The 11,986-nt window shown below is 69.0% G+C and carries 11 protein-coding genes; 5 read left to right on the forward strand and 6 right to left on the reverse strand.

Annotated elements, in window-relative coordinates; all coding sequences use genetic code 11:
- Nucleotides 1-58 precede the first annotated feature (58 nt).
- Together ABB22_RS10815 and ABB22_RS10820 are read right to left on the reverse strand one after the other, a co-directional pair.
- Complete coding sequence (locus ABB22_RS10815; RefSeq protein WP_055766211.1) at nt 59-613, reverse strand: queuosine precursor transporter; 555 nt, start codon at nt 611-613, stop codon at nt 59-61.
- Between the two features lie 895 nt (nt 614-1,508).
- On the reverse strand, nt 1,509-2,483 hold the full coding sequence (locus tag ABB22_RS10820; protein ID WP_055766208.1) for a mitochondrial fission ELM1 family protein: 975 nt from the start codon (nt 2,481-2,483) through the stop codon (nt 1,509-1,511).
- Nucleotides 2,484-2,613: 130 nt separating this feature from the next.
- Between ABB22_RS10820 and ABB22_RS10825 the strand changes: the two genes are divergently transcribed.
- Both ABB22_RS10825 and ABB22_RS10830 read left to right on the forward strand, forming a co-directional pair.
- Nucleotides 2,614-3,204: a malonic semialdehyde reductase gene (locus ABB22_RS10825; RefSeq protein ID WP_055766205.1), complete on the forward strand. Its 591-nt coding sequence runs from the start codon at nt 2,614-2,616 to the stop codon at nt 3,202-3,204.
- Nucleotides 3,205-3,294: 90 nt separating this feature from the next.
- Entirely contained in the window at nt 3,295-3,975 is a 681-nt protein-coding gene (locus ABB22_RS10830) for a YceI family protein (RefSeq protein WP_082443513.1), read from the forward strand.
- Nucleotides 3,976-4,090: 115 nt separating this feature from the next.
- On the opposite strand, the gene ABB22_RS10835 is transcribed toward ABB22_RS10830, so the two are convergent.
- The gene (locus ABB22_RS10835; RefSeq protein WP_055766202.1) at nt 4,091-4,492 is read right to left on the reverse strand and encodes a hypothetical protein; all 402 of its coding nucleotides are present in this window, start codon (nt 4,490-4,492) and stop codon (nt 4,091-4,093) included.
- Nucleotides 4,493-4,597: 105 nt separating this feature from the next.
- Nucleotides 4,598-4,909, reverse strand: coding sequence for an I78 family peptidase inhibitor (locus ABB22_RS10840; protein WP_055766199.1), 312 nt, complete (start codon nt 4,907-4,909; stop codon nt 4,598-4,600).
- Between the two features lie 178 nt (nt 4,910-5,087).
- On the opposite strand from ABB22_RS10840, the gene ABB22_RS10845 reads away from it, so the two are divergent.
- Complete coding sequence (locus ABB22_RS10845; protein ID WP_055767337.1) at nt 5,088-6,152, forward strand: linear amide C-N hydrolase; 1,065 nt, start codon at nt 5,088-5,090, stop codon at nt 6,150-6,152.
- A 105-nt stretch (nt 6,153-6,257) separates the two neighbouring features.
- Nucleotides 6,258-7,049, forward strand: coding sequence for a hypothetical protein (locus ABB22_RS10850; RefSeq protein WP_055766196.1), 792 nt, complete (start codon nt 6,258-6,260; stop codon nt 7,047-7,049).
- A 149-nt stretch (nt 7,050-7,198) separates the two neighbouring features.
- Here the strand turns inward: ABB22_RS10850 and ABB22_RS10855 are convergent, their stop codons facing one another.
- Both ABB22_RS10855 and ABB22_RS10860 read right to left on the reverse strand, forming a co-directional pair.
- Nucleotides 7,199-7,990 (reverse strand): siderophore-interacting protein, encoded by a 792-nt coding sequence (locus ABB22_RS10855; RefSeq protein ID WP_055766193.1) that lies wholly within the window; start codon nt 7,988-7,990, stop codon nt 7,199-7,201.
- An 81-nt stretch (nt 7,991-8,071) separates the two neighbouring features.
- A complete protein-coding gene (locus ABB22_RS10860; protein ID WP_055766191.1) occupies nt 8,072-8,578 on the reverse strand; it encodes a PadR family transcriptional regulator in 507 nt (168 codons plus the stop codon).
- A 677-nt stretch (nt 8,579-9,255) separates the two neighbouring features.
- Here ABB22_RS10860 and aceE point away from each other — a divergent pair.
- Complete coding sequence (gene aceE, locus ABB22_RS10865) at nt 9,256-11,943, forward strand: pyruvate dehydrogenase (acetyl-transferring), homodimeric type (protein ID WP_055766188.1); 2,688 nt, start codon at nt 9,256-9,258, stop codon at nt 11,941-11,943.
- Nucleotides 11,944-11,986 lie beyond the last annotated feature (43 nt).

The following is an 11,986-nucleotide window of genomic DNA, read 5'->3' on the forward strand; positions in this document are numbered from 1 at the left end:
ATGGTCAGGAGCGCCCTGCGCGCTCCTGCAGACAGGTGTTGAACCAGGGGCGCCGCGCTTACATCCGCGCCGGCGCCATCTTCCACAACAGGGCGCGGAACGGCACCAGCAGGCACAGGCCGATGCCCAGCTTCACGCCCCAGTCGCCGACCGCCCAGCTTACCCACGGCAGCGACGAGCCGGCGAAGGCGATCGACCAGAAAATCGCCGTATCCAGCGTCGCGCTGCAGGTGGTGGCCACCGAGGGCGCGCGCCACCAGTTGCCGCTGCGCAGCCGGTCGAACACGGTGATGTCCAGCAGCTGCGCGCAGATGAAGGCCATGCACGAAGCGATCGCGATGCGCGGGGTGGCGACCCACACCGACAGCACCACCGCCACCGCGAAACCGGCCCAGGCCACGCGCCGCGCGGCCTGCGGGCCGAAGCGGCGGTTGATCAGATTGCTGACCAGGAACGCGACCGGATAGCTGAAGGCGCCCCAGGTCAGCCAGTCGTTGATCGGGTACTGCACCAGTACGTTCGAGCCGAGCACCACCGTGCCCATGGCCAGCACGGCCAGCAGCAGCGACAGGGGAGTGAGCGGGGCGAAGCGGATCGATGGATGCTGGGACATGGCGGACGACGGGCGGCAGCGCCCGGGGCGCAGCGATGACGGAAAGGAAGGCGGCCAGGCCGGAACCGGCAGGCGCGAGGGCGGCCATTGTAAACGCGATGCCTGTACGGCCCTTCACCGCGCGGCACCTGGCATGTCAGCCCTCGGCCCGGTGCCGGCACTGGGGCGGGTATGTCTGGAGAAGGGCATTTCTTGAGCGTGTCTGCGATTTGGTTGTGCCGGGCCCAGTGGGAGCGGAGGCCGCGGATATCTTTCGATGGTCGGCCGGAATGTAATGACGGGCACGTCCGCGCCTACGGAAGCCATCGTTCCGGATGGATCGTGAAAACGCGCCGCGCAGAGCGTCGTACCGTTCCGAAAGGTGAGGCGCCTGTAGCGCCGGGCAACGCCCGGCGGGGCTTGGCTGGTAATGTCCCAGCGGGGCGTTGCCCTGCTCTACAAGGTGGCGATGGTCTGTAGCGCTGGGCAACGCCCGGCTGGGCTTGCCCGGTAATACCCCAGCGGTGCGTTGCCCCGCTCTACAAGATGGCGATGGTCTGTAGCGCCGGGCAACGCCCGGCGGGGCTTGGCTGGTAATGCCCCAGCGGGGCTTTGCCCCGCTCTACAAGTAGCGCGGTGGTCTGTAGCGCCGGGCAACGCCCGGCGGGGCCTGGCTGGTGATGCCCCAGCGGGGCGTTGCCCCGCTCTACAAGGTGGCGCTGGTCTGTAGCGCCGGGCAACGCCCGGCGGGGCCTGGCCGGTAATGCCCCAGCGGGGCGTTGCCCCGCTCTACAAGATGGCGATGGTCTGTAGCGCCGGGCAACGCCCGGCGGGGCTTTCGCGGGTAATGCCCAGTGGGGCGAGGGTGCCCGGGGGCGGCTTACCGGGAGAGCCGCCTGCAGGAGGCGCCTTGCATCTACAGGCCCAGCCGCGCCTTCACCTCGGCGGCGATGCGCGGGGTCTCGCGCAGCGGTTCGATGTCCTGTTGCCGGTCGGCCTCCAGTGCGTCCAGCCCGTCCAGCAGGCGTCCGCGTTCGCGCAGGGCGCGCTGGAAGCGCTGCATGCGCGCCTGCGCGCGCTGGCCGAGCAGCACGCCTACCGGCACGCGGGTGGCGCAGGCCTCGGACAGCAGGTTCACCGAATCCGGCGTACACAGCACGCGGTCGGCCCAGCCCAGCAGCCCGGCGTAGGGGTTGCTGCCGTCGCCGCCATCGCTCCAGATCACACCGGGCACGTCGTCGAAGGCGCGCAGCAGCGCCTGCGTCACCGCACGCGGGGTACGCCGCGAGGTGGTGGCCAGCACGCTGCCGCCCTCGGCGCGGATGCGCGTGGCCAGTTCGGCCAGCAGCGGCACGATGTCCTTCTGCTGCCAGTTGGCATGGTCGGTCGGGCCGCCGACCAGCAGCGCGGTGCGCGGGCCGGGCAGCCGCTCGAAGCTGGCGAACGCGGCGCGGCCGCAGGCCAGCCAGTCGTCGGTCACCGGGTTCAGGCTGCCCAGTAGGGTCAGCACGTTGCCGCCACGCAGGTGGTCGTGCTCGGGCACCACCACCAGGTCCCAGTGGCGGGCGCCGATGCGCGGGTCGAGGATCTGTACGGTGCGCGTACCCTGCCGGCCCAGCACGCGCAGCGCGCCTGCGGCCTGGCGGCCACAGCCGATCGCCAGCGCGGGCGCCGGCCCGGTAGCCAGGCGTTCGAAGGCCTCGCCGAAACCGCGCACGGCCCCGGGCAGGGCGCGCGGCGCCAGCCAGCGCCAGGGGGCGTGCGGCTCCAGTTGCAGCCGCTGCTGCCCGCCCAGGCGCAGCGCCGATGCCAACGCCACGGCCTGGCGCACGTTGCCGGCGCGGCCGTCGGTGATCGTCCAGGGGAGCGTCGATCGTTTCGCGTATGGCATTAATTCGTTTCAGTGAGGCCTGGTGTTGCAACAGTCGCGACGCCCTACACTGCGCCCTCTGCTGCGGTGGCATTGTCCGGGGCTTTCCCGCACAAGGCCACGACCGTAGCCAATCCATCACGGAGTTTCCATGTCTGACGTTCTTGCCGACGCCGCGCTCGACCAGCTGTTCCGCACCGCACGCACCCAGAATGCCTTCCAGGACCGCCCGGTCGAGGACAGCCAGCTGCGCGCGCTGTACGAGCTGCTGAAGTGGGGCCCGACCGCGGCCAACTCCACGCCGGCGCGCTTCGTGTTCGTGAAATCGGCCGAGGCCAAGCAGAAGCTCGCCCCGGCGCTGTCCGAGGGCAACCTGGCCAAGACGATGGCCGCGCCGGTCACGGTGATCGTCGGCTACGACGAGGATTTCCACGAAAAGCTGCCGTACCTGTTCCCGCACACCGACGCCAAGTCCTGGTTCGATGGCCCGCGCGAAGGCCGCCACGAGGCCGCTTTCCGCAACGGCACGCTGCAGGGCGCCTACCTGATGATGGCCGCGCGCGCGCTGGGGCTGGAGGCTGGCCCGATGTCCGGTTTCGACCCGGCCAAGGTCGATGAAGCCTTCTTCGCCGGCACCGCCATCAAGTCCAATTTCCTCGTCAACCTCGGCTATGGCGATCCGGCCGGCGTGTTCCCGCGCCTGCCGCGCCTGCCGTTCGACGAAGCCGCGCGCATCGCCTGACCGCTGTTCCCACCCGGCGCCCGTTCTCCCCGGGGCACCGTTAAGCTGAAAACGCTCCAGCTCTCTCATCCGCATCCACAGGAGACACCCATGTCCACCGTCACCAAGCTGCTGCTCCCGCTGGCCCTGGCCGCCGCCATCAGCGCCTGCTCCAAGCCGGCCGATACCGTCGCCCCGGCCGACACCGCCGCCGCCGCTCCGGCCGAAGTGGCTGCCCCGGCCGCCCCGGAAGTGGCGCCCATCGAAGTCGCCTCCGGCACCTACAAGCTCGACCCGAGCCACACCGACGTGCTGGTGCAGTGGAGCCACATGGGCTTCTCCAACCCGAGCGCGCACTTCGGCCAGGCCGACGGCACCCTGGTCTACGACGCCGCCGACGTCACCAAGTCCAGCGTGGACGTGACCCTGCCGCTGTCGGGCCTGAACAGCTTCACCGCCAAGTTCGACGAACACCTGAAGAGCGCCGATTTCTTCGACGCCGCCAAGTTCCCGACCGCCACCTTCAAGAGCACCAAGGTCGAAGCGGCCGGCGCCAACAAGCTGACCGTCACCGGCGACCTGACCGTCAAGGGCACCACCAAGCCGGTCACCCTGGACGTGACCATCAACGGTGCCGGCGAGCACCCGATGATGAAGGTGCCGTCGGTGGGCTTCGACGCCACCACCACGCTCAAGCGCAGCGATTTCGGCGTGGGCGCCTACGCCCCGGCGGTGAGCGACGAGGTCAAGGTGCGCATCACCACCGAAGCCTCGATCCCGAAGGCCGAGTAATTCCGGCGCCGGGCGCGTCGCCCGGACCCAACAAGCGAGGGCCCGCCATCGGCGGGCCTTCTGCTTTTCAGGGCGGTCGCGGAGCGGGGTCGCTTCGCAGACCGGCGTCGCCGGATCAGCGCAGCGCCTGCAGCCACGCCGCGACGGCTTCGCTCGGCGACTGCTTCGCCTTCACCGCCAGTCCGCTGGCCTGCATGAAGGTCTGCGCGACCTGCGCCAGCCGCTGGCGTGCGATCAGCATCACCTGCTTTGCCGCCGCCTGCTGCTTGCGCAGCTGCACGATATGGATCGACGGCCGCCCGGCCGGCGCGTATTTCTGGTCGCGGCGCAGCACATCGGCCACCTGCGCGACCTCATGCTCGGCCTGCAGCAGCTGCTGCTGCGCCTGTACCAGCGCACGCAGCGGCTCGCGCAGCGCCTGCGGACGCTCGAAGCCCGCCAGCAGCGCATCGCAGCGGCCGTCGTCGGCCACGCGTTCGCGCAGGGTTTCCATTGCCGCCATCGTCAGCTTGCCCACGTTGCCGCCTGTTCCATCATGACCGGGGGCGCGATTGTCGCATCGCCCATGCGCGAAGGCCCGCCATGAGCGGGCCTTGCGTCGTTGCTTCCGCAGCGGAGTGGCTTATTCGCAGCGCACCGCGGTGATGATGTTGTGCGCGTCGAGGAACACGCGCAGGCGGTCCTGGCGGATGTCGCGCGAGACCACGGTGGCCGGGCCGATCGGATTGAGCAGGCCGGCGCCACTTTCCTGCTTCAGGCGGCGGATGTTCGCCTCGTCGCCGGGCTGGCCGACCGCCCACTGCGACTGCGAGGCATCGCAGCTGCCGTCGCCGGATACGGTGGGACCAGGCGTGGTCAGGCACCCGCCCAGGCCGGCAGCGAGCAGCACGGCGGCAACGGGAAGGCGAAGAGGGCGCAAGAAATGGGGCGTCATGGCATGGGACCGGATGAACCGCCGGAAGCATAGCAGCCGGGGCCGGGCTTGCCGCATGGGTGACGGGGGTCACGCTGCGCGCCTGGAACGGCCGGTTTTCATCATCGCTGGCCGGTGGAGGTTGCTAGGCTTGCCCGGATCCACCACCCGCAACCGCACCGACAAGGAGTTCCATCTCATGAAGAATCCGGGGAAATCCATCATCGCCGCCTGCATCGCCCTGGTCGTGGGCGGCCTGGCGCTGGGCCAGGAGGCCGATGCCTGCACCCGTTTCGTCTACCACGGCGCCGACGGCCAGGTCATCACCGGCCGCTCGATGGACTACAAGGTCGACACCGATACCCACCTGTGGATTTTCCCGCGTGGCATGAAGCGCAACGGCGAGGCCGGGCCGCGCTCGCTGGAATGGACCTCGCGCTACGGCAGCGTGATCGCCGGCGCCTACGACTTCTCCACCACCGACGGCATGAACGAGGCCGGGCTGGTGGCCAACATCCTGTGGCTGGCCGAATCGGAGTATCCCGAGCGCGACAGCGGCAAGCCGGGCCTGAGCATCGCCGCCTGGGCGCAGTACATGCTCGACAGCTTCGCCAGCGTGGACGAAGCGGTGAAGGCACTGTCCAGCGAACCGTTCACCCTGGTCACCGACAGCGCGCCGGGCGAGCAGCGCCTGGCCACGCTGCACCTGTCCCTGTCCGACGCCAGCGGCGACAGCGCCATCATCGAGTACATCAAGGGCCGGCAGGTCATCCACCACAGCCGCGACTACCAGGTGATGACCAATTCGCCGGTGTTCGAGGAGCAGCTGGCGCTGGACAAGTACTGGCAGGCGATCGGCGGCACGGTGATGCTGCCGGGCACCAACCGCGCCGCCGACCGTTTCGCGCGGGCCTCGTTCTACGTCAACGCACTGCCCAGGTCCGAGGACCCGGTCGAAGCCATCGCCTCGGCCTTCAGCGTGATCCGCAACGTGTCGGTGCCCTACGGCATCACCACGCCCGACCAGCCCAACATCGCCTCCACGCGCTGGCGCACCGTGGCCGACCACAAGCGCCGCCTGTACTTCTTCGAATCGGCGCTGGCGCCAAATGTGTTCTGGGTGGACCTGAAGAAGATCGATTTCTCCGCGCAGAGCGGCAAGACCCGGCGCCTGGACCTGGGCCGCTTCCAGCGCACCATCCATTCGGGCGAGGCCAGCGCGCAGTTCAAGGAAACCGCGCCCTTCCGCTTCCTCGGCATCTGATGCCGGCGGCGTGGAAGCCGCTTGCGGTTTCCACGCCCATCGCGCGATGCGCACAATGCGCACGCCACCGGTCGCGGTGGCGGAACACCTGGAGAGACACCCACCATGCTGCAACTGTTTTCCCGGCACGCCGCCCCGCGCACGCACGCGCTGGCGCTCTGCACCCTGGCCGGCCTGAGCGCCGCTGCAACCGTCCATGCCCAGGACGTGGGCGCCGATGCCTGGCGCTTCCAGGTCACCCCCTATGTCTGGATGACCGGCCTCGATGGCCAGGTGCGTCCGTTCCAGGGCGCGCCTTCGGTGCACGTCGACCGTCGGTTCTCGGACCTGCTCAGCGACCTGGACGCCGCCGCGTTCGTGACCGGCACCGCACGCAGGGACCGGTTCGTGCTGCAGGCCGATTTCAGCCACGCGGCGGTCTCCAGCAAGGGCACGCTACCCATCGGCCTGCCGGCGCAGGCCAAGGTGCGGCAGACCTCGCTGACCCTGACCGGCGGCTACAACTGGGCGCCCAGCGAGACCGCCAGCGTCGACCTGATGGGCGGCCTGCGCAGCTGGGACATCAAGGCCACGGCCGAGGTGCCGGGGCTGGCCCGGGCGGATTCCAACTCCTCCTTCGTCGATCCGATCCTCGCCGCGCGCTGGCGGCAGTCGCTGGCGCCGCGCTGGTCGAGCCTGGTCTACGCCGATACCGGCGGCTTCGGCGTGGGCTCGCGCTCCACCTGGCAGCTGCTGGGCGCGGTGAACTACGCCGCGCGCGAGGACCTGCATGTCTCGCTTGGCTACCGCCACCTGAGCGTGGACTACCGCGACGATGGCCGCAGGCTGGATTTCAGCCAGAGCGGGCCGATGCTGGGCGTTACCTGGCTGTTCGGCAAGGGCCGGGCCGCGCTGTAAGGAGCGGGGCGGTCGCGCCGCAGGGCGCGCTGCCTTTCCCCGGCCAACCCGCCGGGCCCGCGGGTCTGCCCCCGCATCCGTGAGAGTGGGGCAGGCGGGGCGCGCTGGTCGTTGCGGCGTGCGTGGAGCGCCCGCGTAACGGCGGCGGTTTACTCCGCCTCGTCCGGATGCGCCTTCCAGTAACCGGTGGCGCGGATCCAGTCCTTGGGCACCTGCAGGTGGCCTTCGACGAACTTGCGCATCATCCGCGCGCGGCGCGATTCCAGCGCGATCCAGTAATACGCATCGCCGTCGGGCGCCTCGAAATCCACCAGCGCATCCTCCAGCAGGGTGCTGCTGGCCGCGTCGAAGCCGTTGCGCTCCAGCCACGACACCCGCACCTGCGCGGCGCTGGGCAGCGGCTGGCGGTCGCCTTCCTCGGGAATCTCGATCAGCACCTCGGCCTGCGCGTGTTCCGGCAGCTCGGCCAGGCGTCGCGCGATGGCCGGCAGCGCGGTCTCGTCGCCGATCAGCACGTAGGCATCGTAATCGTCGGCCACCAGGTGCGAGCCGCGCGGCCCGGCCACCACCAGCGCATCGCCCACCTGCGCGTTGGCCGCCCAGGTCGAGGCCACGCCATGGCCGTGCAGCACGAAGTCCAGCACCAGCTCGCCGGCGTCGGCGTCATGGTGGCGCGGGGTGTAGTCGCGGGCGGGCGAGGGCGCCTGCCCTTCCGGGTAGCGCGGGCCCGAAGCGGTCAGCTCCGGCAGCACGAACACGCCCTCGGCATTGGGGAAGAACAGCTTGACGTGGTCGTCCGGCGCCGGGCTTTCAAACTCGGCCAGTTCGTCGCCGCCGACCACGATGCGCTGCATGTTCGGGGTCAGGCGCTCGCTGTGCAGTACCTGCAGCTGGCGGAAGCGCGGGGTAAGGCGAAGGGTGCGGTTTTCGTGCAATGACATGGAAGTACCTGGGGTCAGTGGGCGCGGGGGCGCCGGGGGTGACCTGGCTGGAGGCGTCTGGCTGGGTCGTGGGGAAAGGGGTCAGGCGTCGGTGCCGCCCTGGCGCACCAGCGCGGCGGCCTGGTCCAGCAGCGCGGCAATGCGTTCGGTGTCGGCGTCCTCCCAGCGGCCGTTGCGCAGCACCAGTGCCTGCTTGAGCCGGTGCATGGCCTCGCGCACTGCCGGCGGCTGGTTGGCCCGGGCGATCACCCGCGCGCTGTGGCGGGCGCGCAGCTGCGCCGCTTCCACCTCGGCCTCGCGCAGCTTCAGCTGCGCCTGCCCGATCGCGGTGATGCGGTAGCGCTTGCGGCCGCCGTCCTCCTCGGCGGCCACCCAGCGCTGCTTCTCGAAATCGGCCAGCAGCGGGTACACCGAGCCGGCGCTGGGCGTGTACACGCGCATGAACATGTCGCTGACCAGCTGGATCAGCTCGTAGCCATGGCGCGGCGCCTGCGCCAGCAGCGACAGCAGCAGCAGGCGCAGGTCGCCGCGGCCGAGCGGGCGCGCGGCGGGGCGTTGGCGAGAGGGTGGCGGGAGTGCGGGCGTCATGTTTTCGATATATCGAATTTGCGCAAAACGATATATCGAAAACGGCGCGCATGCAAACCCGGCGGGAAACGACAGTCAGGCAGCTGTCATCGCCCTGACCCACCGCGATGCCAGCGTTGCCGCGTGGCAGGCGATGTTCTGTAGCGCCGGGCAACGCCCGGCGGGGGCTTTCGCTGGTAATGCCCCAGCGGGGCGTCGCCCCGCTCTACAGGGAACACGGTGTTCTGTAGCGCCGGGCAACACCCGGCGGGGCTTACCCGGTGAAGCTCCAGTGTCGCGTTGCCCCGCTCTACAGGGAACACGGTGTTCTGTAGCGCCGGGCATCGCCCGGCGGGGCCTTCGCAGGTAATGCCCCAGCGGGGCGTTGCCCCGCTCTACAGGGAACGCGGTGTTCTGTAGCGCCGGGCACCGCCCGGCGGGGCTTTCGCAGGTAATGCCCCAGCGGGGCGTTGCCCCGTTCTACAGGTGGGGGCGGAACGCAGGCGGGCAGGGCGTCGTGCCTGTCCGCCGCTGTCCCGCCGGCGGCCATCTGCCTGTCGCTTCCTGTCCGCCAGACACCGCGATCCGCAAGGCCATACGCAGCCGTAGCCAGCTTTGAGGGCGGGCGGGTGCGCTACACTTTGCGGTTCAAAACTACTGAACAAGCGCGCGCGTGCGTGCCGTAACTGGGAGCGCCAATGAACTGGTTGAATGAAGTGCTGAACAACGACCCGAACCCCCTGGAAACCCAGGAGTGGATCGAGTCGTTGAAGGCCGTTATCGATGTCGAGGGCCCCGAGCGCGCGCATCAGTTGCTGGAAGGCATGGTTGAGCTGACCCGTCGTTCGGGCGCGTTCCTGCCGTTCTCCCCCACCACCGAATACGTCAACACCATCGAGCCGCAGCTGGAGGCCAAGAGCCCCGGCAACGCCGAGCTGGAATGGCGCATCCGCTCCATCATCCGCTGGAACGCGATGGCCACCGTAGTGCGCGCCAACCGCAAGCCGGGCGACCTGGGCGGCCACATCGCCTCCTTCGCCTCCGGCGCCACGCTCTACGACGTGGGCTTCAACCACTTCTGGCGCGCCCCCAGCGACAGCCACCCGGGCGACCTGCTGTTCATCCAGGGCCACAGCGCCCCGGGCATCTACTCGCGCGCCTTCCTGGAAGGCCGCATCGACGAGCAGCAGCTGGACAAGTTCCGCATGGAAGTGGACGGCGGCGGCCTGTCGTCCTACCCGCACCCGTGGCTGATGCCGGACTTCTGGCAGACCCCCACCGTGTCCATGGGCCTGGGCCCGCTGGCGGCCATCTACCAGGCGCAGTTCATGCGCTACCTGGAAAACCGCGGCCTGATCGAGAAGTCCGACCGCAAGGTGTGGTGCTTCATCGGCGACGGCGAGAGCGACGAGCCGGAAACCCTCGGCGCCATTGCCCTGGCCGGCCGCGAAGGCCTGGACAACCTGATCTTCGTGGTCAACTGCAACCTGCAGCGCCTGGACGGCCCGGTGCGCGGCAACGGCAAGATCATCCAGGAACTGGAAGGCGTGTTCCGCGGCGGCGGCTGGAACGTCATCAAGCTGCTGTGGGGCTCCTACTGGGATCCGCTTCTGGCCAAGGACACCAACGGCGTCCTCAAGAAGCTGATGATGGAAACCGTCGACGGCGAATACCAGAACTGCAAGGCCTTCGGCGGCGCGTACACGCGCGAGCATTTCTTCGGCAAGTACCCGGAAACCGCCGCCATGGTGGCCAGCCTGTCCGACGACGACATCTGGCGCCTGAACCGCGGCGGCCATGACCCGCACAAGGTGTACGCCGCCTACCACCAGGCCGTGAACACCAAGGGCATGCCCACCGTCATCCTGGCCAAGACGGTCAAGGGCTACGGCATGGGCAGCGCCGGCGAGGCGCTCAACCCCACCCACCAGACCAAGAAGCTGGACGACGAAGCGGTGCGCCACTTCCGCGACCGCTTCAACATCCCGGTCACCGACGAACAGCTCAAGGACGGCCAGGTGCCGTTCTACCACCCCGGCCCGGATTCGCCGGAAGTGCAGTACCTGCAGGAGCGCCGCGCCTCGCTCGGCGGCTACCTGCCGCAGCGCCGCCAGAAGGCCGACAAATCCTTCAACGCGCCCAAGCTGGAAACCTACGAGCGCCTGCTCAAGGATTCCGGCGAGCGCAGCTACTCCACCACCATGGCCTTCGTGCAGACGCTGAACATCAGCCTGCGCGACAAGGAACTGGGCCCGCGCCTGGTGCCCATCGTCGCCGACGAAGCCCGCACCTTCGGCATGGAAGGCCTGTTCCGCCAGATCGGCATCTACGCCCCGTACGGCCAGAAGTACAAGCCGGTCGACGCCGACCAGCTCATGTACTACCGCGAAGACCAGAGCGGCCAGGTGCTGCAGCAGGGCATCAGCGAGCCGGGCGCCATCGCCTCGTGGATGGCCGCCGGCACCAGCTACTCGGTCAGCAACGTGCCGATGCTGCCGTTCTACATCTACTACTCGATGTTCGGCTTCCAGCGCGTGGGCGACCTGGCCTGGCAGGCGGCGGACATGCGTACCCGCGGCTTCCTGCTCGGCGGCACCGCCGGCCGCACCACCCTCAACGGCGAAGGCCTGCAGCACGAGGACGGCTTCAGCCACATGGTGGCCGGCGGCATTCCGAATGTGCGCAGCTACGATCCCACCTTCGGCTACGAGGTCACCGTGATCCTCCAGCATGGCACCAAGGCCATGATGGAAGACCAGATCGACGAGTACTACTACATCACCCTGATGAACGAAAACTACACCCACCCGGCCATGCCGGAAGGTGCAGCCGACGGCATCATCAAGGGCATGTACCTGCTCACCGACGCCGGCAAGCCGAAGAAGGGCGAACTGCGCGTGCAGCTGCTGGGCAGCGGCACCATCCTGCGCGAAGCCATCGCCGCGGCCGAACTGCTGGACAAGGACTTCGGCGTCACCGCCGACATCTGGTCCTGCCCCAGCTTCAACGAGCTGCGCCGCGACGGCTTCGACGCCGAGCGCTGGAACCGTCTCCACCCGGAAGCCGAACAGCGCAAGCCCTACGTCACCCAGCTGCTGGAAGGCCGCCAGGGCCCGGCCATCGCCGCAACGGACTACGTGCGCGCCTACAGCGACCAGGTCCGCGCCTTCGTGCCGATGACCTACTCGGTACTGGGCACGGACGGCTTCGGCCGCTCCGACACCCGCGCCAACCTGCGCCGCTTCTTCGAAGTGGACCGCTACTACATCGCCCACGCCGCCATCGCGGCGCTGGCGAAGGACGGCAAGATGACCGCGAAGGACGTGGCCCGGGCGATCAAGCAGTACAACATTGATCCGGAGAAGGCGAATCCTGTAGGGGTTTGACTAGCTATCATTAAATGCTAAAAAGGCGACCAACAGGTCGCCT

Origin of the sequence: Stenotrophomonas nitritireducens, assembly GCF_001431425.1 — a bacterium.
In the GTDB taxonomy this organism is placed as follows: Bacteria; Pseudomonadota; Gammaproteobacteria; order Xanthomonadales; family Xanthomonadaceae; genus Stenotrophomonas; species Stenotrophomonas nitritireducens.

Coding starts and splice junctions, on each gene's coding strand:
- ABB22_RS10845 (WP_055767337.1), top strand. CDS start 5,088: ATGAAGAATCCGGGGAAATCCATCATCGCCGCCTGCATCGCCCTGGTC.
- ABB22_RS10830 (WP_082443513.1), top strand. CDS start 3,295: ATGTCCACCGTCACCAAGCTGCTGCTCCCGCTGGCCCTGGCCGCCGCC.
- ABB22_RS10820 (WP_055766208.1), bottom strand. CDS start 2,483: ATGCCATACGCGAAACGATCGACGCTCCCCTGGACGATCACCGACGGC.
- ABB22_RS10860 (WP_055766191.1), bottom strand. CDS start 8,578: ATGACGCCCGCACTCCCGCCACCCTCTCGCCAACGCCCCGCCGCGCGC.
- ABB22_RS10840 (WP_055766199.1), bottom strand. CDS start 4,909: ATGACGCCCCATTTCTTGCGCCCTCTTCGCCTTCCCGTTGCCGCCGTG.
- ABB22_RS10850 (WP_055766196.1), top strand. CDS start 6,258: ATGCTGCAACTGTTTTCCCGGCACGCCGCCCCGCGCACGCACGCGCTG.
- ABB22_RS10815 (WP_055766211.1), bottom strand. CDS start 613: ATGTCCCAGCATCCATCGATCCGCTTCGCCCCGCTCACTCCCCTGTCG.
- ABB22_RS10825 (WP_055766205.1), top strand. CDS start 2,614: ATGTCTGACGTTCTTGCCGACGCCGCGCTCGACCAGCTGTTCCGCACC.
- aceE (WP_055766188.1), top strand. CDS start 9,256: ATGAACTGGTTGAATGAAGTGCTGAACAACGACCCGAACCCCCTGGAA.
- ABB22_RS10855 (WP_055766193.1), bottom strand. CDS start 7,990: ATGTCATTGCACGAAAACCGCACCCTTCGCCTTACCCCGCGCTTCCGC.